The sequence below is a fragment of the Brevibacterium sp. LAARM2_SD2 genome (assembly GCF_057364785.1).
This window is the reverse complement of sequence record NZ_JBNFOM010000022.1, coordinates 1-19,525: the sequence shown is the minus strand read 5'-3', so window position 1 is coordinate 19,525 and position 19,525 is coordinate 1. Positions and strand designations below refer to the sequence as shown.

Here is a 19,525-nt window from a genome sequence, read left to right as displayed (position 1 = left end):
TCAGTTTCGTCGCATCCACCGGGACCGTCCCGGCGCGATCCTGTCGAGGAGGACCTCCATGACCGAGCACCACGATCCCCAGCGCCGCGTCGCCTGGCTCAACTCCTTCTTCCGCCGCATCGTCGGCCCTGCGCAGTCGACAGCTCGCGCCCCGGCGGGTACTTCGAGGACGAGCACCTGCGCCATGAGCGCCTCGACGCCCTCGGCCTCGAGATGCGCACCGACGCCGCCGGTCACTCCTACGTCGTCGCGAAGACCCCGCAGCCGCCGACCGACGACTGAGGCCCGGCTCCCCCGCCAGCCCGGCGCGCACACGGCGCCGCTCCCCGCCTCGCCCCCGCGCCCAACGCTCCCCCGCACCGACGCGCATAAGCGCTCAAGCAAACAAGCGCACAAACACCGACGCGCATGAGGCCGACACTCCTATCGAGTGTCGGCCTCATGCGCGTCTGCGGTGCTCAGCGCCAGTCGGTGATGATGTCGACGAGCTCGCGGCGCGGTCCCGTGTAGAACGGGATCTCCTCGCGCACGTGCCGCCGCGCCTCGGTGTTGCGCAGGTCGCGCATGAGGTCGACGATGCGGTGGAGCTCCTCGGCCTCGAAGGAGAGCAGCCATTCGTAGTCGCCGAGGGCGAAGGCCGAGATCGTGTTCGCCTTGATGTCCTTGTAGCCGGCCGCCGCGATCCCGTGGTCGCGCAGCATCGTCGACCGCTCGCCCGGGTCGAGGAGGTACCAGTCGTAGGACCGGACGAACGGGTAGACGCAGATGTAGGAGCCGGGCTGGTCGTCGGTGAGGAGGGCCGGCAGGTGGGCCTTGTTGAACTCGGCGGGACGGTGGAGTCCGACGACCGACCACACGGGTTCGAGGATCCCGCCGAGCAGGGTCCGGCGGATCGCCGAGTACGCGGCCTGGATGAGCTCGATCGTCGGGGCGTGGTACCAGAACATGACGTCGGCGTCGGCGCGCAGGGCGGAGACGTCGTAGACGCCGCGGACGACGAGCCCCTGCTCGATGAGCGGGGCGAGCGCCTCGTCGACCTCGGCGGCCAGCGGCGCCCGGTCGGCGTCGCCGAGCTCACCGGCGGCGGCGAAGACCGAGTACGCGATGTAGCGGATCTCCTGGTTGGCCTGCTCGATCTGTTCCTCGGTGGGTTGCGTGTAGTCGCTCACAGCGTCTCCTTCGTCTCGGTTGGGTGGTGGTCTGCTGGCCGGCTCAGCCTCTGCGCGACGGTCTCGGCGCGGGCGAGGCAGGCGGGGATGCCGACTCCGGCGTACGTCGAGCCGACGACTTCGAGGCCGGGGATCGTCCCGATATCGGCGTCGAGGTCCGCCATCGCGCCGAGGTGGCCCGGCAGGTACTGCGGCAGCGCATCGTCCCAGCGCTGCACCTGGCTGACGATGATCCGATCGCCGGAGCGTCCGGTGATCTCCTGCCAGTCGGCGAAGGCGCGGTCGCGCAGCGCCGTGTCGTCGAGCTCCTGCCACGTGCCGGGGGCGTCGCCGAAGCGTCCGACGCTCATCCGGATGAGCGCGGTGCCCTCGGGGAGGCGGTCGGCGAGCCACGGCCATTTGTTCGACGCGAACGTCGAGGCCTTGATGAACGTGTCCGCCGCCGCCGGCACGAGGAATCCCGAGCCCGTCAGCGGTCCGTCGCCGAGGTCGAGGAGGGCGACGACGAGCGCGGTCGAGGCGTAGGGCACCGCACGGAGCCGGCGGGCGGGACCGGGGGCCGCCTCGGCGAGCAGTCCGGCCGTGACCGGCGCGGGCGTGGCGAGGACGACGGTGTCGGCGGTGTGTGCACCGTCCGGTGTCGTCACCGTCCAGGTCCCGTCGTCGCGGCGCTCCACGGCGGTGACCGGGGAGTGCGTGCGGATCCGCCCGCCGGCCGCGGTGATCGCAGACTCGAGGGCGGGGATGAGGCGGCTGATGCCGCCGACGAGGGACATGAACACCGGTGCGGCGGCGTCGGACGCCGCGGCCTGCTCGTCGCGGGCGGCAAGCAGGGCGGTGACGAGATCGAGCACCGAGGTGCCCGCGGCGGCCGCGGGCAGGAGCGCGGGCACCGTGGCGGCCAGCGACAGGTCGCGGCACCGGCCGGCATAGACCCCGCTGAGCAGCGGATCGACGAGCGTGTCGACGAGGTCGTCGCCGAGGCGGGCGGCGAGGAACTCCCCCACCGAGGTGTCGGGGTCGGCCAGCGCGGGGGTGAGAACTTCGGCGGCGATGCGCGCGGTGGCGGCGTCGCCGAGGAGGTCGCGGACGACCTCGGGGTCACCGGGCACGCCCATGATCGTGCGCTTCGGGATCGCCTGGAGGCGACCGGCGGCGAGCACCTGCGAGGAGTGGTGGGGCGAGGGGAACTCGAGGTCGAGGCCGAGTTCGGCGGCGAGCTCCCGGGTCTCGGGACGGCGGACGAGGCTCGCCTCGGCGCCGAGGTCGAGACCGACCCCGACGTGGCCGCCGAGCGTCGTCGACTTCAGGCATCCGCCGAGGCGGTCGCCGGCCTCGAGCACGGTGACCTCATGTGCGGCGGCAAGGCGGTGAGCGACGGCGAGCCCGGAGATGCCCCCGCCGACGATCGTCATCCTGCTCATCGGGTGCCTGCCGCCTCCTCGGCGATGAGCTGCTGCGAGAGACGGTGCACCTCGGCGACGATCCGACCGGGCACCTCCGGGTCGGTGTCGGGCAGGACCCCGTGCCCGAGGTTGAAGACGAAGCCCGCATCGTGGGCGAGACCGGCGCGGACGATGTCCTCGACCCGCGGGGCCAGGGCCTCCCACGGAGCGAAGAGCAGCGCCGGGTCGAGGTTGCCCTGGAGGGCCTGGCCGGGACGCACCCGGGTCGCGGCATCGGCGAGGTCGACGCGGAAGTCGACGCCCATCGCACTCGACCCGGCCTCGGCCATCGAGGAGAGCAGCTCACCGGTCTGGACGCCGAAGTGGATGCTCGGGACCTCGTGGGCGGCCAGGGCGGAGAACACTGCGGTCGAGTGCTCGAGGACGTGGTCGACGTAGTCGCGGCGGCTGAGGTAGCCCGCCCACGAGTCGAAGAGCTGGAAGGCACTGGCCCCGGCGGACAGCTGGACGTCGATGAACGTCGCGGAGATGCGGGCGAGCTTCTCCAGCAGCCGGGAGAACGTCTCCGGGTCGGAGATCATCAGCGACTTCGTCTTCTCATGGTTCTTGCTCGGGCCGCCCTCGATGAGATAGCTCGCGAGAGTGAAGGGGGCGCCGGCGAAACCGATGAGCGGCGTCGCCTCCCCGAGTTCGGCGGTGATGCGCCCGATCGATTCGGCGATGTCGGGAATGTCGGCCGGATCGAGCTCCGGCAGCGCGTCGACATCGGCGCGCGAACGGATCGGCGAGGCGAGGACGGGCCCGCGCCCGGCGACGATCTCGACGTCGACGCCGGCGGCCTGGAGCGGCACGACGATGTCGGAGAAGAAGATCGCGGCGTCGACTCCGTGCCGGCGCACCGGCTGCAGCGTGATCTCCGTGACGAGTTCCGGGTCGCGGCACGAGGCGAGCATCGAGGTGCCCTGGCGCAGCTCACGGTACTCGGGCAGCGACCGCCCGGCCTGACGCATGAACCAGACGGGGGTGTGGTCGACAGGCTCTCCCCGGAGAGCGGCGAGCAAGGTTGAGGTCATGGGCCCATCCTCCCATTCCCGTGCCCCGCACGCCCAACCGGGAACGGTTTCAAGACGGCGCGTCTTGCGGATTCTTCGCCGCCTGCGCGGCGTGGATGATTCCCCCACAGCATCCGCTGTTCTATCGTGACCAGTGTGGTCAACACCTCACCTCTCAACCGGATTCCGGCGGAGTTCTCCGCCGTGACAGCGGTCCTGCGCGAAGCGCGGAACACGAACAACGTCTCGATCTCGGAGATCCCCGCGCCGGCGAAGCTCGCGCCGTACTCGTACGCCCTCGGCGCCGAGGTCACCGCCGATGAGACCTTCCTCTCCGCGAGCGGGGAGTCCATCGAGGAGCTTGCGACCGGACGCATCGTCGTCCTCTTCGATCCCGAGTCCCCCGCGGAATGGGAAGGCAAGTTCCGGATCGTGTCCTACATCCGGGCGGAGCTCGAACACGAACTCGGCAATGAGACGATGCTCGGCCATGTCGCCTGGTCATGGCTCGAGGACGCGCTCGATTCCAATGACTGCGAGGTCGTCGCGGCGGGCGGGACGACGACGCGAGTGCTCTCGGAGAGCTTCGGCACCCTGGCGACGAGGCCGGCGACGATAGACTTGGAGCTGCGCGCCTCGTGGACCCCGATCATCGGCCGCCCCGATGAGATCGGCAACCACCTCGAGGCGTGGATCGATCTGCTGTGCACAGTCGCCGGACTGCCGCCTCTGCCTGAAGGAGTATCAGCCCTGCCCGGGCGCCGTCGATGACTACCGAACCACCGCTCCTGACCGCCCCCGCCCACGGGGTCCCCCCGCTCACCGACACCGCCGCGGGACTCGCCGATGCCGCGACCGCGCTGTCAGCGGTGACCGGGCCGATCGCCATCGACGCCGAACGCGCCTCGGGGATCCGCTACGGCCAGCGCGCCTTCCTCGTCCAGCTGCGCCGCGAGGGTGCGGGCACGTTCCTCCTCGACTCCGAGGTCCTCGGCGACCTCTCCTCGCTCAACCCCGCGCTCGGATCCGATGAGTGGGTCATCCACTCCGTCACCCAGGATCTGCCGTGCCTCCAGGAGCGGGGCATGGTGCCCGCCGCCCTCTTCGACACCGAGCTCGCCGCCCGTCTCCTCGGGTGGGAGAAGTTCGGCCTCGCCGCGGTCGCCGAGGCCACCCTGGGGATCCGGTTGGCCAAGGAGCACTCCGCGGCGGACTGGTCGACGCGCCCTTTGCCGGAGGAATGGCTCAACTACGCCGCCCTCGATGTCGAGGTGCTCGTGCCGATCCGCGACATCCTCGCCGAGGAGCTGCGGCAGGCGGGCAAGTGGGAGTTCGCGCAGCAGGAGTTCGCACACCTGCTGTCGTTCACGCCGAAGGTCCACGCCGAGCCGTGGCGGCGCACGAGCGGCGTCGCGAAGCTGGGGTCCCGGGCGGAGCTCGCGAAGGTGCGCGCCCTCTGGGAGGCCCGGGACGCGATGGCCGCCGAGACCGATCTCGCCCCGTCGAAGGTGCTCCGCGACCGTGAGCTCATCGATCTCGCACGGGCGCGGGTGCGCTCGAGCGATGACATCCTCGACCGCTGGCCGCGCCTGTCCCGCACGGAGTCGGTGCGCCTCTTCCGCGCGCTGCGCCGGGCCGGACAGCTGACCCCGGAGGAGCTGCCGCCGAAGCGGGAGCGGAGCAGCCTGCCGCGTTCGCCGTTCAGCCACACGGAGCTCAAGGAGCGCACCGCCGCCCTGCGGACCGCTGTCGCCGAGGTGGCCGCGGCACACACGATGCCCCACGAGGTGCTCCTCCAGCCGGCGATCGTCAAGTCGCTCGCGGCCTCGGGCCGCACCGACGTCGCGGAGTTCCTCACGGAGCACGGGGCGCGGCCGTGGCAGGTCGAGCTGACGACTCCCGCGCTGAGCGCGGCGCTCGCAGCGCTTCCGCTGCCGTGAGCGCACCCGAGCTCGTCCTCATGGTCGGGCAGGTCGGGGCCGGGAAGACGACACGGGCCAAGGAGCTCGCGGCGGCGCTGCCGGCGGTGCGGCTGACCCCCGATGAGTGGATGCGACCGCTCTTCGGCGACCCGGAGGCCGACGGGATGCGCACCGTCGTCGAAGGCCGACTCATCACCACGGCCGTCGAGATCCTGCGCGCCGGGGCCTCCGTCGTCCTCGACTTCGGACTGTGGACCCGTGACGAGCGGATCGCGCTGAGCTGGCTTGCCGGCACCGTCGGGGCACGGACTCGCACGGAGTACCTCGCCATCGATCCCGCGCAGCAGGCGGCCCGCGTCGCGGAGCGCGGCAGGAGCGACAGCACCGCGTGGCCGGTCACGCAGGACGCGCTCGATGAGTGGCGGACTCTGCTCGAGGAGCCCACCCCGGCCGAGGCCGCCGGCGATTTCGGACCGCGGGCGACAGCGGACTGGGGCGACTGGATCGCCCGGAAGTGGCCGAGCGCCCTCGCCGAGGTCTAGCGGGTCGGCTCACGCGCCTCGGCGGGTGCCCCGTTCTGCCCGACTGCGCACCTCGGCGGGGAGGATGTTGACGATCTCGGCGACCATCGAATCGACGTCGAGGCCGACGTATTCGAGGATCTCGTCGCGGGTGCCCTGCGGCAGGAATTCGTCCGGGGCCCCGAGTTCGACGACGCCGATCCGGGAGTCCGCAGCCCGCAGGTCGCTGCGGATGCGGGAGCCGATGCCGCCGAGGCGCACTCCGTCCTCGATGACGGCGACCTGGGAGTGCTCCATCGCGAGGTCGATGACGTCGGTGGGCACCGGCAGGACCCAGCGGGGGTCGATGATCGTCGCGGTGATGCCCTCGGCGGCCAGCGCCTCGGCGACCTCATGGGCGCGGGAGGCGAAGGGGCCGACGGAGACGATGAGGACGTCCTTGGGCTCGCCCTCGGGGATCTCGCGGAGGACGTCGACGCCGCCTGTGGTCCGGCGCACCGCGGGCACGTCGGCGCCGACGCTGCCGCGGGGGAAGCGGATGACGGTCGGTGCGTCGGAGACGGCGACGGCTTCGCGCAGCTCCTCGGTCAGCCGGGCGCCGTCGCGGGGGGCGGCGAGCTGGAGGCCGGGGACGATGCGCAGCATCGCCATGTCCCACACCCCGTGGTGGCTCGCCCCGTCGGGTCCGGTGATGCCGGCCCGGTCGAGGACAAAGGTCACGCCCTGTCCGTGGAGGGCGACGTCCATGAGGATCTGGTCGAAGGCGCGGTTGAGGAACGTCGCGTAGATGCAGACGATGGGGTGGAGTCCGCCGTACGCGAGTCCCGCCGCCGAGGTGACGGCGTGCTGTTCGGCGATCCCGACGTCGAAGACGCGCTCGGGGTAGGTTTCGGCGAACTTCGCGAGTCCCACCGGCAGGAGCATCGCGGCGGTGACGGCGACGACGTCGTCGCGGTCGCGGGCGATCTCGAGGACCTCGTCACCGAAGACGGAGGTCCACGAGGTCTGCTTCGACGGGGTCGAGCGGCCGGTCACGGGATCGATGACCCCGACGGAGTGGAACTGGTCGGCGTCGTCGTTGACGGCCGGGTCGTAGCCCTGCCCCTTCTGCGTGATCATATGGACGATGACGGGACCGCCCTCGTACTGCTTGGCCCGGGCCAGGGCCTTCTCGACGCCGGCGAGGTCGTGACCGTCGACGGGGCCGAGGTATTTGATGCCGAGTTCGTCGAACATGCCCGTCTGCTCGGCGCTGACCATGTCCTTGAGGCCGCGCTTGACGCCGTGGATCGCGGAGTAGGCGGCGCGGCCGGGTGCACCGGACTGCTGGAGCGTCGACTTGCCCCACGAGAGGAGCTTCTCGTAGCTCGTCATCGTCCGCAGGTCGTCGAGGTGGGCGGCGAATCCGCCGACGGTCGGGGCGTAGGAGCGCCCGTTGTCGTTGACGACGATGATGAGCTTGCGCGGCGGCGTCGAGGTGTCGGCGGCGATCGTGTTGAGCGCCTCCCAGGCCATGCCGCCGGTCAGGGCCCCGTCGCCGATGACGGCGACGACGTGGCGGTCGCTCTCCCCCTTGAGCTGGTGGGCCTTGGCGATGCCGTCGGCCCACGACAGGGACGCCGAGGCGTGGGAGTTCTCGATGACGTCGTGGTCGCTCTCGGCACGGCTCGGGTACCCGGAGAGGCCGTGCCGCTGGCGCAGCGTGCCGAAGTCGGCCATCCGGCCGGTGAGCAGCTTGTGGACGTACGTCTGGTGGCCGACGTCGAAGAGGATCGTGTCGCGCGGGGAGTCGAAGACCCGGTGCAGTCCCATCGTGAGTTCGACGACGCCGAGGTTGGGGCCGAGATGGCCTCCCGTGCCGGCGACCGTGGTGACGAGGAAGTCCCGGATCTCCTTCGCGAGCACCTCGCACTCGGCCGCATCGAGTCCGCGCAGATCCGCAGGACTCTCGATCGACTCAAGGAATGTCATGCGGCCTCGCTTTTGGGATGTGACGACGGACGATGCGCATCGTCCGCCGAGGGTACGGCTGTTTCCACTCGGAACATTTTAGCGCGTTCCCAAGCCGCAACCCAGCTTGTGGGTGAGGATGTTCCGTCGGTCACAGCTCTCGACGCGAACGTCCCCCGTCACGACTCCGAGAAGGAGTCGGGACGGGGGACGCTGCCAGCGGACAGATCAGGCCGTCGCGAGCTGCCGCAGCACGTACTGCAGGATGCCGCCGTTGCGGTAGTAGTCGGCCTCACCCGGGGTGTCGATGCGGACCACGGCGTCGAAGTCGACGGTCGTGCCGTCGTCCTTCGTCGCGGTGACCTTGACTGTCTTCGGGGTGGTGCCCTCGTTGAGCTCGGTGACACCGGAGATCGAGAACGTCTCGGTGCCGTCGAGGCCCAGCGAGTCCGCGGACTCTCCGGCGGGGAACTGGAGCGGGAGGACGCCCATGCCGATGAGGTTCGAGCGGTGGATGCGTTCGAAGCTCTCGGCGATGACCGCGCGGACGCCGAGCAGCTTCGTGCCCTTGGCCGCCCAGTCGCGCGAGGATCCCGAACCGTACTCCTTGCCGCCGAGGACGACGAGCGGAATGCCGGCATTCTGGTAGTTGACCGACGCGTCGTAGATCGTCGTCTGCGGGGCGCCCTCCTGCGTGAAGTCACGCGTGAAGCCGCCCTGGACGCCGTCGAGGAGCTGGTTGGCCAGGCGGATGTTCGCGAACGTGCCGCGGATCATCACCTCGTGGTTGCCGCGGCGCGAGCCGTAGGAGTTGAAGTCCTTGCGCTCGACGCCGTGGTCGATGAGGTACTTGCCGGCCGGGGTGTCGGCCTTGAAGGAGCCGGCGGGCGAGATGTGGTCGGTCGTCACCGAGTCGCCGAGCTTCGCGAGCACCCGGGCGCCCTCGATGTCGGTGACCGGCACGGTCTCGAGCGTCATGCCGTCGAAGTAGTTCGGCTTGCGCACGTAGGTCGACTTCTCGTCCCATTCGAAGATCGCGCCCTCGGGCGTCTGCAGCGCCTGCCAGCGCTCGTCGCCGTCGAAGATCCGCCCGTACTCGGTGTCGAACATATCGGTCGAGATCGAGGAGTCGATGACCGCCTGGACCTCTTCCGGCGAGGGCCAGAGATCCTTGAGGTAGACGTCGACGCCGTCCTTGTCTTGGCCCAGGGGCTGGTTCTCGAAGTCGAAGTCCATCGTCCCGGCCAGCGCGTAGGCGATGACGAGCGGCGGCGAGGCGAGGTAGTTCATCTTCACATCGGGGCTGATGCGGCCCTCGAAGTTGCGGTTGCCCGAGAGCACCGCGGTGACGGCGAGGTCGTTGTCCTGGATGCTCTCGGAGATCTCGGCATCGAGGGGGCCCGAGTTGCCGATGCACGTCGTGCAGCCGTAGCCGACGACGAAGAAGTTGAGCGCCTCGAGGTCCTCGATGAGCCCGGCCTTCGTGTAGTAGTCGGTGACGACCTTCGAGCCCGGGGCGATCGACGTCTTCACCCACGGCTTCGAGTTGAGTCCGCGCTCCCGGGCGTTGCGGGCGAGCAGACCCGCGGCGAGCATGACCGAGGGGTTCGAGGTGTTCGTGCACGAGGTGATCGAGGCGATCGCCACGGCGCCGTTGGCAAGTTCGAAGTTCCGTCCGTCGCCGGTCGACACGGGAGCCGACTTCGACTCCTCGCCGGGAGCGGCGTAGTTGTGGATGTCCTTGGCGAACTGGCTCTTGGCGTCGGAGAGCTCGATGCGGTCCTGCGGGCGCTTCGGACCCGAGATCGAGGGCACGACGGTGGAGAGGTCGAGCTCGAGGTACTCGGAGTAGGCGACCTCGTTGGCCGGATCGTGCCAGAGTCCCTGGGTCTTCGCGTAGTCCTCGACGAGCTGGATCTGCTCGGGCGAGCGACCCGTGAGCTTGAGGTAGTCGATCGTCACGTCGTCGATCGGGAAGATCGCGGCGGTTGAGCCGAACTCGGGGCTCATGTTGCCGATCGTCGCACGGTTGGCCAGCGGCACCGAGGCCACGCCCTCACCGTAGAACTCGACGAACTTGCCGACGACACCGTGCTGGCGGAGCATGTCGGTGATCGTGAGGACGACGTCGGTGGCGGTCACGCCCGAGGGGATCTCCCCGGTGAGCTTGAAGCCGACGACGCGGGGGATGAGCATCGAGACGGGCTGGCCGAGCATGGCCGCCTCGGCCTCGATGCCGCCGACGCCCCAGCCGAGGACGCCGAGGCCGTTGACCATCGTCGTGTGCGAGTCGGTGCCGACGAGCGTGTCGGGGTAGGCGCGCAGCACCCCGCCGACCTCACGCGGCATGACGACGCGGGCGAGGTATTCGATGTTGACCTGGTGGACGATGCCCATGCCGGGGGGAACGACCTTGAAGTCGTCGAACGCGGTCTGGCCCCAGCGGAGGAACTGGTAGCGCTCGCCGTTGCGCTGGTATTCGATGTCCATGTTGCGCTCGATCGAATCGGCGGTGCCGAACGAGTCGATCTGGACGGAGTGGTCGATGACGAGTTCGGCCGGGGCGAGCGGGTTGACCTTGTCCGGGTCTCCGCCGAGCTCGGCGACCTTCTCGCGCATCGTGGCGAGGTCGACGATGCAGGGCACACCGGTGAAGTCCTGCATGACGACGCGGGCGGGGGTGAACTGGATCTCCGTGCTCGGATCGGCGCCCGGATCCCAGCTCGCGAGGGCCTTGATGTGGTCCTCGGTGATGTTGGCACCGTCTTCGGTGCGCAGCAGGTTCTCGAGCAGCACCTTGAGGCTGAAGGGAAGCTTCTCCGAGCCCTCGACCTGATCGAGGCGATAGATCTCGTAGTCCGTATCGCCCACGGTCAGGGTGCTCTTCGATTTGAACGTATCGACGTTGCTCATCGTGATTCTCCTGTTTCATTCGACACTCATCCAAGAAACCGGGCGTTCGGCCCTGCGCGCGCACCGATTTACGCGACACAAAATGTTTCCAAAAGTATCTTGACGTCAAGATAAATTCTAGCGCATTCGACCGCGCTTGACCACCACCGCGACACCCCACCGCCTCGGGTTTTCCACCCGTCGGTCTCCGGTTGGCACCACAGCGCCGCGGACGTCCGCGATCCTATTCTGGAGGCGGACATCACCCATCTCCGCGCCTGTCGCGGACCACGTCAAGGAGTCCCCATGGACCCGTTCACACTGGGCGCCGGCTTCGGCTTCGGCGCGCTCCTCGTCGGCATCATCTTCGCCGTCATCTGCAATGCGCTGGCGAAGGAGAAGGGCCGCTCCGCCGGCTGGTGGGGCCTGCTCGGCTTCCTCACGACCTTCCTCGCCCTCATCGTCCTCGTCCTCCTGCCCGCGAGGACCCGGATCGCCTGAACCGCGCCGAGGCGGTCGCTCGGTGCCGCTGTGAGCACCGTCTGCTCAGCGCCGGAGCACCGTGACGGTCTCGACGTGCGCGGTGAGCGGGAAGAGGTCGTGACCGACGAGGCTCTCGATCGCGTAGCCGCCGGCGCTCAGCTGCCCGAGATCGCGGGCGAGCGTCCCGGCATCGCACGAGACGTAGACGATCGTCTCGGGACCGTCGGCGATGAGCCGGTCGGTCACCGCCTTCCCGGCGCCGGCGCGCGGCGGGTCGAGGAGGAGGACATCGGAGCTCGGGAAGTCGGCCGTATCGACGCGACCGGCGACGAACTGCGCGTCGATGCCGGCGGCGTTGATCCGGGCGTTCTCGATAGCCGGACCGACTCCTTCGACGCCGAAGAGCCTCGCCCCGGTCGCCTCGGCGGCCGTGATGCCGAGCAGCCCGACCCCGCAGTAGAGGTCGGTGAGCGTGCGCGCATCGGCCGGCACGGCCGCCCGCACCGCCTCGGTGAGGACGTCCGGCGCGTGAGCGTGCACCTGCCAGAAGCCGTCGGCGGCGACGCGGAAGTCCCGTCCCGCCGCGGTCTGGAGAAGATGGTCGGTCCCCCGGATGACCTCGAGCACCGGCGCCGAGGCGGTCGACCGTCCCGCACCCCGGTGACGGCGGCCTCCCCTCCCCTGGCCCCGGCCGTTTCCACCGCGACCGGCACCGGACCGACCCGTGGGGCGGGCAGGTGCAGCGGGGCCGGCGAGGATCGACCACTGCTCGGGCAGGGACTCGGCGAGTGCGTCGAGTCCGGCTCGGTCGGTCTCCCCGCGGACGATGACCGCGCCGGTGCTGCCCGCCCACGCGAACTCCACCCGTTCGGCACCGGGCAGGCGCAGGGACCTCAGGTCCGCCTCGGCGATCGCGGGCACGGCGAGCGGGGCACGGGTGACGGGGATGACGTCGTGGCTGCGGGAGCGCAGCATCCCGAGCTCGCCGGTGCCGCTCACCGCGAGCTGGATGCGGGTGCGCCACTCGAGCCCGGTCTCCTCCCCCGGTGCGGCGGTGACGGCGACGTCCCGGTCGATGCGGCCGATGCGGGAGAGCTGATCGGCGATGACCTCGGCCTTGAGTTCGCGGCAGTGGGCGAGGTCGACGTGGGCGTACTCCATGCCGCCGAAGAGCCCGTCGTCCGTTTCGGCGAGGAAGCCGGTGCGCCGGTCGGGCACGCGGTGCACCGACGGCTCGAGCACCTCGGTGACTTCGGCGCGCAGGACCTTCCCGGTCTCGGTGAGCCGGGCGCGGACCAGCTCACCGGGCAGGGCGCCGGCGACGAAGACGACGCGACCGTCGAGGCGGGCCACGAAGGTCCCACCCGCGGCCGGTCCGGCGATGCGCAGCTCGACCGAGTCACCGGGGGCGAGCGAACCGGACGTCATGGCTTCGGCACCTGACCGTAGAGCGGGGCCTCCGAGTCCGGGCCGTCACCGCTGTGGGCGCGCGAGTACGAGCGCAGCCGCCACGGGACGGAGACGACGACGACGTTGGGAACGAGGAGCAGGCGGGTGCGCAGCTTGATCGCGATCTGATTGTGGAGAAGGTGCTCCCACCAGCGTCCGACGATGTACTGCGGGATGTAGACGATGACGAGGTCGCGCGGTGAGCGCCGCCGGATCGCGAGGACGTGGGCGATGAGCGGGCGGACGAGTTCGCGGTAGGGCGAGGCGAGGACCGTGAGCGGGACGGGCAGCTCCATCTCGTTCCACCGCTTCTGCAGCTTCTCCGCCGCCTCCTCGTCGACGGCGACGGTGACGGCTTCGAGCTGGGTCGACCGGGCCACCCGCGCATACGACAGCGCCCGCAGGGTCGGCTTGTTGATCTCGTTGACGACGACGATCGCGTGCGTGTTCGACGGGATCGTCCGCGAGTCGACGTTGGCCTCGGGGGCGAGTTCGCTCGCGACCCGCGAATAGTGGCGGTGGATGGCACCCATGACGAGGAAGAGCCCGGCCATCGCCGCCACCGCGATCCACGCCCCGGCGAGGAACTTCGAGACGATGACGACGATGAGGACACCGGCGGCGATGACGCAGCCGACGGTGTTGACCGCCCGGTTGAAGCGCATCCGCATCCGCGCCTTGGGGTCGATGACGAGCCGCAGGCGCTTGTTCCAGTGGAGCACCATGCCGAGCTGGCCGACGACGAAGCTCGCGAAGACGCCGACGAGGTAGAGCTGGATGAGGGTCGTCGCCGAGGCGTTCGTCGCGACGACGAGGACGATCGCGGCGACGGCGAGGAGGAGGATGCCGTTGGAGAACGTCAGCCTGTCGCCCTTCGTCGCGAGCTGCCGGGGCAGGAAGCCGTCGCGGGCGAGCCGGGAGGCGAGTCCCGGGAAGCCCTCGACCGCGGTGTTCGCGGCGACGATGAGGACGAGGGCGGCGACGAGGACGACGAGGAAGAACATCAGGGGCGTGTCGGCGAAGATCGTGTGGGCGAGCTGCCCGAGGACCGGCTCCTGCTCGTATTCGGCCGAGACGGGACTGCCGTCGGGGCGGACGAGGTAGAGGTGCGGGTCGTCGACGTACTTCACTCCGGTCACCGAGGCGAGATACGTCAGTCCGGTGAGCATGACGGCGGCGAGCAGTCCGGAGAGGACGAGCGTGTTGCCGGCGTTCTTCCCGCGCGGCTTCTTGAAGGCCGGCACCGCGGTGGCCACGGTCTGGACGCCGGCGAGGGCAACCGACCCGGAGGAGAACGCGCGGAGGACGATGAGCACGGTCGCGAGCCCGAGCGTCGCCTGATCCGTCACCGCATCGTGGACGATCGTGTAGTTCGCGGTCTCCGCCTGCGGGATGTCCCCGAGTCCGACCTGGACGAGGCCGACGATCATCGTGAGGAACACCGCGCCGAGGAAGAGGTACGTCGGGATCGCCAGGAGCACCGGGGTGGCCCGGGACCCGCGCAGACCCGCGAGGCAGATGACGAGGATGCCGACGATCGCAACAGGCACCCGGTAGGGCGCGAGCAGGGGGAACGCCGTCGTGATGTAGGCGGCGAAGACCGTCATCGACACGGCCAGAGTCAGGACGTAGTCGACGAGGAGGGCGGCGGCGACGATGAGGCCGGCACGAGGGCCGAGGTTCTTCGACGCGACCTCGTAGTCGCCGCCTCCGGATGGGTAGGCGCGCACGTTGAGGCGGTAGCACGCGACGATGACGAGGATGACCGCGCCGACGGCCGCGCCGATCCACGGGGCGGCGGTGATCGAGACGAGAGTCGTCAGGGACAGGGCCAGGAGGATCTCGTCCGGGGCGTACGCCACGGAGGAGAGCATGTCCGAGGCGAACACGGGCATCGCGATGCGCTTCTTCAGCGCAGGGGCACGCCTGTCCTCACTGCGGAACGGCCGTCCAACGAGTAGTCTTTTGACGGCATCAGAAAAACTGCTGGCCACGAGCACCAATGGTAGAGCAAATGTCGGAAGGGATGACCATGCACTTCGTCATCATGGGCTGCGGCCGAGTCGGAGCGACCCTGGCCAGGGCACTTGATGCCAACGGCCATTCCGTCGCCGTCGTCGACCGGGACCCCGATGCCTTCCTCAAGCTCGGGCCGGACTTCACCGGATCGACGATCACCGGCCTCGGATTCGACCGGGAGACCCTCACGCAGGCCCGCACCGCCGACGCGTTCGCGTTCGCCGCGGTCTCGAGCGGAGACAATTCCAACATCCTCGCCGCGCGTGTCGCCCGGGAGACCTTCGGTGTGCCCAATGTCGCGGCCCGCATCTACGATCCCGATCGGGCGCAGGTCTTCGAGCGCCTCGGCATTCCGACGGTGCCGACCGTGCGGTGGACGGCCGAGCAGGTGATGCGCAAACTCGTCCCGCAGGGGTCGATCACGGAGTACCGGGAGCCCTCGGGCAACCTCGTCCTCGCCGAGGTGCACCTCGATCCCAGCTGGGTGGCCCGTCCGATCGCGGAGATCGAGGAGGCCACGCAGGCCCGCGTCGCGTATGTCACGCGACTCTCGGAGGGCATCGTCGCCACCGACGACCTCCTCCTCCAGGACGGCGACCTCGTCCACCTCATGTGCCCCGTCGACCGCCTCGACGAGATCGCGCGCATCCTCGACAAGCCCGTGACCTCCAGGGAGGAAGAAGAATGAGAGTCGTCATCGCCGGAGCCGGGTCCGTGGGCCGTTCGGTGGCCAGGGAGCTGCTCGACAAGAACCACTCCGTCCTCCTCATCGACCAGAGCAAGGAGGCGCTCGCGCACGAGAAGATCCCCGGCGCCCAGTGGCTGCTCTCCGATGCGTGCGAACTCGCCGGCCTCGGAGAGGCGAAGCTCGAGGAGGCCGACGTCGTCGTCGCCGCCACCGGCGACGACAAGACGAACCTCGTCCTCTCCCTCCTTGCGAAGACGGAGTTCGGGGTGCCCCGCACGGTCTCGCGGGTCAACAATCCGAAGAACGAATGGCTCTTCGACGACAACTGGGGCGTCGACGTCGCGGTGTCGACGCCGCGGCTGATGACCGCGCTCGTCGAGGAGGCCGTCGAGGTCGGCGGTCTCGTCCACCTCATGAGCTTCGAACGCGGTCAGGCCGGGCTCATGGAGTTCACCGTCAACGAGTCCTCGGACCTCGTGGCGTCCCGGATCGGGAACATCGCGTTCCCCGTCGACACCGTGCTCGTCGCGATCATCCGCAACGCCCGCGCCTTCGCGCCGAGCGCCGATGACGTCATCGAGGGCGGGGACGAGCTCTTCTTCCTCTCCTCCCCCGATCAGGAGGGGGCGCTGCTCAGCCTGCTCCAGGCCGCGGCCAAGGCCGACAGCGCGGACTGAGCGCTCTCACGCGGTGGAAACCGAGCGCTTACGACCAGTGCGCGCTCACTCGCGGTGGCGCAGATCGCTCACTCGTGCTCGTCCTTGGGGGCGACGAGTTCGTAGACGGGGTTGTGGGCGGCGAGCACACCGTCGCGGTCGCAGAACCGGCCTTCGAGGACGAGAAGCGCGCCGGGTCTGATGCCGCTGATCTCGCGGCGGCCGAGGAACTGCGCCTCGACGTCGCCGGTGCCGTCGGAGACGGTGATCGTCAGGCGCGGGTTGTCAGCGTTCGTCGACCGCGTCACGGCGCTGACGACCCCGGCGATGCGGACCATCGCCCGCGGGGCGACGTCGCCGATGCTCACGACGCCGGGAATCCGGCTGGCCATCCGCAGGTCCTCGCGGGCGTCGTCGTCGCGGGAGCCGAGGCTCTGCGTGAGCCGGCTGAGAAGATCGAGCATGGCGATCAGCGGACCTCGGTGATCTCGGGTCCGCGGGCGAACGGGTTGATGTCCTCGGTCTCGTCCTCGGGCTCGGGAGCCGCATCGACCTCGGGGGCGGTGAGGGCGATGAGCTCGCGAGGAGCCATCGCCTCGTCGCCGCGGTCGACGACGACACCGCGCACGAGCGCACTGAGCTCTGCGCGCACCTCGGCGTCGGTGACGGCCTTGCCGGAGAACACGGCGCGGACGAACCAGCGCGGACCGTCGACGCCGGCGAACCGCATCGCGCGCTTGCCGGGACGTCCGTCTTCGGTCTTCGCGGGCACCTCGACGGCGAGCTCGCGGCCGAGCCCGGTGTGGAGCTCGGTGCACTCCCCGCCCTGGGATTCGACGGATTCGGTGAGCTGCCGGCGCACCGTGTTCCACAGCCCCTCGGATCGCGGGGTGGCGAACGCCTGGAGCTGGACTCCCCCACCGTCGTGGATGAGGGTCACGGCGAGCACGCGCTGCGAGTCGTCGTCGGTGTCGAGGCGGATCTGCATGCCGTCGACGACGGGCACCTTGAGCGCACCGAGGTCGAGGCGGTTGAGCTCGGGGTAGTCCTCGGCCGCGTCGAAAGGGCCCTTCTCCGCCCGGTCGAGCGGTGCGGACTTCTCCAGGACCGCTTCGTCGTCGAGGTCCTCGGTCTCCGCCTCGGTCTCGGCGACCGCCTCGGCGTCGTCATCGCTGTCATGATCGTCAGCGACGTCCTCGTCAACGAGTTCGTCGTCGACGATCTCCTCGTCGGTGCTGCGGTCGGTCGCGGACTCCTCGTCCGCGGCCGCTGACTTCTTCGAAAAAACGTGAGAACAGTCCCATTGTCCTTCACTCCACTTCTGCGTTGAGACCGGAGACGACTCCGCCGGTGGAGCCGAATCCGCCGGTGCCGCGGTCGCTGTCGTCGAGGGTGTCGACGACGGTGAACGCGGCCTGTCGGATCTCCTGAATGATGAGCTGGGCGATCCGGTCACCGCGGGTGATGCGCAGCGGCACGGTCGGGTCGAGGTTGATGAGCGGCACCTTGATCTCGCCGCGGTATCCGGAGTCGATCGTCCCCGGGGCGTTGACGACGGTGACGCCGTGCCTGCTCGAGAGTCCCGAGCGGGGGTGGACGAAACCGGCGTGGCCGGGCGGGAGGGCGATCGCGATCCCGGTGGGCACGGTGCGCCGTTCGAACGGTTCGAGGGTGAAGTCGATCGCCGAGCACAGGTCCGCGCCGGCGTCGGACGCGTGGGCGTAGCTCGGCGGGGCCATTCCGTCGTCGACGAGGGTGATTTCGATGCGCAAGCCTTCTGTCACAAGGTTGCACTCTAGTGCCCAAGCCTGAGCGCTTCAAACATGCGCGCTGTGGGAGAATGGAGGACATGGCTCAGACTCATACCGATTCGCAGGTGACCTACCGGGAGAAGGTCAGCCCCTCGCCCGCCATGTGGGTGCTCATCGCGGTCGCCGCCGTCTCGACGGCGGCCATGGTCCTCCCCGTCTGGACGCTCGGCGCCTTCATCCTGCCCGTCGTCACCTTCGCCCTGCTCGCATGGTGGCTGCGCTCGCTGGGGATCACGATCATCGTCACCGGCCGCCAGCTCTTCGTCGGCGACGCCCACATCGATCGGGCATTCCTCGGCGGCGTCGAGGCCCTCGGCATCGAGGCGGCCCGCGAGGCCCGCGGCACCGGGCTCGACGCCCGCGCCTTCCTCGTGCTCCGCCCCTGGGTGAAGACCGCAGTGCGCATCGACATCGACGATGCCTCCGACCCCACCCCGTACTGGCTCGTCTCGAGCCGGCACCCCGAGGAGCTCGCCGCCGCCCTGCGCGCCTGAGCACGACCCCGCCCGACGCCGGCCGCAGCGCCCGACTCCGGGCCCAGCGCCAGACGCCGAGCAACGAAAAACGCGCCCTCGAAGGGGCGCGTTCGTCTTGGTGGGGATGTCGCGACGCTCAGCCTGCGCAGTCCGTGCAGATGAGGATTCCGCCCTCATCGCTCGCCAGCTGCGAACGGTGACGGACGAGGAAGCACTCCATGCAGGTGAATTCGTCGTTCTGCTTCGGAAGCACGCGCACCGAGAGCTCTTCGTTCGACAGGTCGGCGCCGGGAAGTTCGAACCCTTCGGCCGCTGCCGTCTCGTCCTCGTCGATCTTGCTGGCCTGCGCCTGCGAGCGCTGCGCCTTGAGCTGCTCGATCGAGTCGCTCTTGATTTCGTCGTCGTGCTTGCGAGGTGCGTCGTAGTCGGTTGCCATATGGCCTCATCGCTCTCTGTCGGGTGTGCTGAAAAGGAGTTTCAGCCCCTGTCGCCTATCGTGCCCCCAGCATTGTGCACTGCCCAGTACCCTTTGGCAAGAGCAGATGGTACCCTGTCACGGTGATTCTCGTCACGATGACGAAGGACACACATACGACTCTCGAAAAGCTCTGCGAGAATGCAGGAGACGATGCTGAGCGAGCATGCCGGCCTCGGAGAGAAACGACCACACGTCGGCGATGACTCGACCTCATCCCCGGCGGCCTATTGTCGGAAGGACGGATGCACGATGAGTGAATTCGCAGATCAGCTCGATAACAGAATCGACGATGTCCGTCATCGCTTACACGACGCCAGGGATGCCGGCGACGACTTCCTCGTCGAGAGCCTCATCGACGACCTCGAGAACCTCCTCGAACTCGCCGACCGCAACGACGTCGACACCGGCCCGATCGCCGAGGTCATCAAGGCCGAGACCGGCGCCATCCCGGTCATCCCCGAACCCAGAGAATCCTGACCCGAGCAGCCTCGCCTCAAGCACACAGACCTCAGACACACGGACGCGGCCCTCCCGAATCGGCTTCGGGAGGGGC

20 protein-coding genes are annotated in these 19,525 nt (G+C 69.4%); 8 read left to right on the top strand and 12 right to left on the bottom strand.

All coding sequences use genetic code 11. The features are described from left to right. From AC2W7K_RS13605 to hemE, 4 genes are all read right to left on the bottom strand, one after another. Positions 1-237 (bottom strand): hypothetical protein, encoded by a 237-nt coding sequence (locus AC2W7K_RS13605; RefSeq protein WP_486006283.1) that lies wholly within the window; start codon positions 235-237, stop codon positions 1-3. 221 nt (positions 238-458) lie between these two features. Next, positions 459-1,169, bottom strand: a complete 711-nt coding sequence (gene hemQ / locus AC2W7K_RS13600) for a hydrogen peroxide-dependent heme synthase (RefSeq protein WP_198498968.1) — start codon at positions 1,167-1,169, stop codon at positions 459-461. Beyond that, positions 1,166-2,593 carry a protoporphyrinogen oxidase gene (hemG, locus tag AC2W7K_RS13595; RefSeq protein ID WP_198498969.1) on the bottom strand — a complete coding sequence of 476 codons (1,428 nt, stop codon included), beginning with the start codon at positions 2,591-2,593 and terminating at the stop codon, positions 1,166-1,168. Before hemG ends, hemQ begins: the two co-directional genes overlap by 4 nt. Continuing rightward, a complete protein-coding gene (gene hemE, locus AC2W7K_RS13590) occupies positions 2,590-3,648 on the bottom strand; it encodes a uroporphyrinogen decarboxylase (protein ID WP_198498970.1) in 1,059 nt (352 codons plus the stop codon). Before hemE ends, hemG begins: the two co-directional genes overlap by 4 nt. A gap of 135 nt (positions 3,649-3,783) precedes the next feature. Between hemE and AC2W7K_RS13585 the strand changes: the two genes are divergently transcribed. From AC2W7K_RS13585 to AC2W7K_RS13575, 3 genes are read left to right on the top strand one after another with little or no spacing between them, the layout of a single operon-like run. After that, the gene (locus AC2W7K_RS13585) at positions 3,784-4,398 is read left to right on the top strand and encodes a DUF3000 domain-containing protein (RefSeq protein WP_198500986.1); all 615 of its coding nucleotides are present in this window, start codon (positions 3,784-3,786) and stop codon (positions 4,396-4,398) included. Next, the gene (locus AC2W7K_RS13580) at positions 4,395-5,567 is read left to right on the top strand and encodes an HRDC domain-containing protein (protein WP_198498971.1); all 1,173 of its coding nucleotides are present in this window, start codon (positions 4,395-4,397) and stop codon (positions 5,565-5,567) included. Before AC2W7K_RS13585 ends, AC2W7K_RS13580 begins: the two co-directional genes overlap by 4 nt. Beyond that, the gene (locus AC2W7K_RS13575; RefSeq protein WP_232623617.1) at positions 5,564-6,091 is read left to right on the top strand and encodes a P-loop nucleotide/nucleoside kinase family protein; all 528 of its coding nucleotides are present in this window, start codon (positions 5,564-5,566) and stop codon (positions 6,089-6,091) included. The genes AC2W7K_RS13580 and AC2W7K_RS13575 overlap by 4 nt, the downstream gene beginning before the upstream one ends. Before the next feature lie 9 nt (positions 6,092-6,100). On the opposite strand, the gene dxs is transcribed toward AC2W7K_RS13575, so the two are convergent. Both dxs and acnA read right to left on the bottom strand, forming a co-directional pair. Next, the gene (gene dxs / locus AC2W7K_RS13570) at positions 6,101-8,041 is read right to left on the bottom strand and encodes a 1-deoxy-D-xylulose-5-phosphate synthase (RefSeq protein WP_198498972.1); all 1,941 of its coding nucleotides are present in this window, start codon (positions 8,039-8,041) and stop codon (positions 6,101-6,103) included. Between the two features lie 207 nt (positions 8,042-8,248). Then, positions 8,249-10,933, bottom strand: coding sequence for an aconitate hydratase AcnA (gene acnA / locus AC2W7K_RS13565; protein WP_211979152.1), 2,685 nt, complete (start codon positions 10,931-10,933; stop codon positions 8,249-8,251). A 285-nt stretch (positions 10,934-11,218) separates the two neighbouring features. On the opposite strand from acnA, the gene AC2W7K_RS13560 reads away from it, so the two are divergent. Further along, complete coding sequence (locus tag AC2W7K_RS13560; RefSeq protein ID WP_198498973.1) at positions 11,219-11,413, top strand: hypothetical protein; 195 nt, start codon at positions 11,219-11,221, stop codon at positions 11,411-11,413. A gap of 45 nt (positions 11,414-11,458) precedes the next feature. On the opposite strand, the gene AC2W7K_RS13555 is transcribed toward AC2W7K_RS13560, so the two are convergent. After that, the gene (locus AC2W7K_RS13555) at positions 11,459-12,823 is read right to left on the bottom strand and encodes a class I SAM-dependent RNA methyltransferase (RefSeq protein ID WP_198498974.1); all 1,365 of its coding nucleotides are present in this window, start codon (positions 12,821-12,823) and stop codon (positions 11,459-11,461) included. Next, positions 12,820-14,739 carry an APC family permease gene (locus tag AC2W7K_RS13550; protein ID WP_198498975.1) on the bottom strand — a complete coding sequence of 640 codons (1,920 nt, stop codon included), beginning with the start codon at positions 14,737-14,739 and terminating at the stop codon, positions 12,820-12,822. The genes AC2W7K_RS13555 and AC2W7K_RS13550 overlap by 4 nt, the downstream gene beginning before the upstream one ends. A gap of 137 nt (positions 14,740-14,876) precedes the next feature. On the opposite strand from AC2W7K_RS13550, the gene AC2W7K_RS13545 reads away from it, so the two are divergent. Together AC2W7K_RS13545 and AC2W7K_RS13540 are read left to right on the top strand one after the other, a co-directional pair. Further along, a complete protein-coding gene (locus AC2W7K_RS13545) occupies positions 14,877-15,551 on the top strand; it encodes a potassium channel family protein (protein ID WP_137825789.1) in 675 nt (224 codons plus the stop codon). Then, positions 15,548-16,228, top strand: coding sequence for a potassium channel family protein (locus AC2W7K_RS13540; protein ID WP_198498976.1), 681 nt, complete (start codon positions 15,548-15,550; stop codon positions 16,226-16,228). Before AC2W7K_RS13545 ends, AC2W7K_RS13540 begins: the two co-directional genes overlap by 4 nt. Before the next feature lie 68 nt (positions 16,229-16,296). Here AC2W7K_RS13540 and AC2W7K_RS13535 read toward each other — a convergent pair whose 3' ends face one another. From AC2W7K_RS13535 to dut, 3 genes are all read right to left on the bottom strand, one after another. Further along, positions 16,297-16,671 (bottom strand): OB-fold nucleic acid binding domain-containing protein, encoded by a 375-nt coding sequence (locus AC2W7K_RS13535; protein WP_198498977.1) that lies wholly within the window; start codon positions 16,669-16,671, stop codon positions 16,297-16,299. Between the two features lie 5 nt (positions 16,672-16,676). After that, positions 16,677-17,312, bottom strand: a complete 636-nt coding sequence (locus AC2W7K_RS13530) for a DUF3710 domain-containing protein (RefSeq protein ID WP_486006290.1) — start codon at positions 17,310-17,312, stop codon at positions 16,677-16,679. A 205-nt stretch (positions 17,313-17,517) separates the two neighbouring features. Then, positions 17,518-17,991, bottom strand: coding sequence for a dUTP diphosphatase (dut, locus tag AC2W7K_RS13525; RefSeq protein ID WP_137825761.1), 474 nt, complete (start codon positions 17,989-17,991; stop codon positions 17,518-17,520). A 65-nt stretch (positions 17,992-18,056) separates the two neighbouring features. Here dut and AC2W7K_RS13520 point away from each other — a divergent pair, with 65 nt between their 5' ends. Next, positions 18,057-18,512 carry a DUF3093 domain-containing protein gene (locus tag AC2W7K_RS13520; protein WP_198498979.1) on the top strand — a complete coding sequence of 152 codons (456 nt, stop codon included), beginning with the start codon at positions 18,057-18,059 and terminating at the stop codon, positions 18,510-18,512. A gap of 118 nt (positions 18,513-18,630) precedes the next feature. Here AC2W7K_RS13520 and AC2W7K_RS13515 read toward each other — a convergent pair whose 3' ends face one another. Further along, positions 18,631-18,930: a DUF4193 domain-containing protein gene (locus AC2W7K_RS13515; protein ID WP_009376994.1), complete on the bottom strand. Its 300-nt coding sequence runs from the start codon at positions 18,928-18,930 to the stop codon at positions 18,631-18,633. Between the two features lie 291 nt (positions 18,931-19,221). Here AC2W7K_RS13515 and AC2W7K_RS13510 point away from each other — a divergent pair, with 291 nt between their 5' ends. Further along, positions 19,222-19,449 carry a hypothetical protein gene (locus AC2W7K_RS13510; protein ID WP_137825759.1) on the top strand — a complete coding sequence of 76 codons (228 nt, stop codon included), beginning with the start codon at positions 19,222-19,224 and terminating at the stop codon, positions 19,447-19,449. Positions 19,450-19,525: the final 76 nt, after the last annotated feature.

Excerpts from the sequence above, each read along its gene's own strand:
- dxs (WP_198498972.1), bottom strand. The coding sequence starts at position 8,041 with ATGACATTCCTTGAGTCGATCGAGAGTCCTGCGGATCTGCGCGGACTC.
- AC2W7K_RS13540 (WP_198498976.1), top strand. The coding sequence starts at position 15,548 with ATGAGAGTCGTCATCGCCGGAGCCGGGTCCGTGGGCCGTTCGGTGGCC.
- AC2W7K_RS13535 (WP_198498977.1), bottom strand. The coding sequence starts at position 16,671 with ATGCTCGATCTTCTCAGCCGGCTCACGCAGAGCCTCGGCTCCCGCGAC.
- acnA (WP_211979152.1), bottom strand. The coding sequence starts at position 10,933 with ATGAGCAACGTCGATACGTTCAAATCGAAGAGCACCCTGACCGTGGGC.
- hemG (WP_198498969.1), bottom strand. The coding sequence starts at position 2,593 with ATGAGCAGGATGACGATCGTCGGCGGGGGCATCTCCGGGCTCGCCGTC.
- AC2W7K_RS13520 (WP_198498979.1), top strand. The coding sequence starts at position 18,057 with ATGGCTCAGACTCATACCGATTCGCAGGTGACCTACCGGGAGAAGGTC.
- AC2W7K_RS13555 (WP_198498974.1), bottom strand. The coding sequence starts at position 12,823 with ATGACGTCCGGTTCGCTCGCCCCCGGTGACTCGGTCGAGCTGCGCATC.
- AC2W7K_RS13550 (WP_198498975.1), bottom strand. The coding sequence starts at position 14,739 with ATGCCCGTGTTCGCCTCGGACATGCTCTCCTCCGTGGCGTACGCCCCG.
- hemE (WP_198498970.1), bottom strand. The coding sequence starts at position 3,648 with ATGACCTCAACCTTGCTCGCCGCTCTCCGGGGAGAGCCTGTCGACCAC.
- AC2W7K_RS13515 (WP_009376994.1), bottom strand. The coding sequence starts at position 18,930 with ATGGCAACCGACTACGACGCACCTCGCAAGCACGACGACGAAATCAAG.
- AC2W7K_RS13510 (WP_137825759.1), top strand. The coding sequence starts at position 19,222 with ATGAGTGAATTCGCAGATCAGCTCGATAACAGAATCGACGATGTCCGT.
- AC2W7K_RS13545 (WP_137825789.1), top strand. The coding sequence starts at position 14,877 with ATGCACTTCGTCATCATGGGCTGCGGCCGAGTCGGAGCGACCCTGGCC.
- AC2W7K_RS13560 (WP_198498973.1), top strand. The coding sequence starts at position 11,219 with ATGGACCCGTTCACACTGGGCGCCGGCTTCGGCTTCGGCGCGCTCCTC.
- AC2W7K_RS13580 (WP_198498971.1), top strand. The coding sequence starts at position 4,395 with ATGACTACCGAACCACCGCTCCTGACCGCCCCCGCCCACGGGGTCCCC.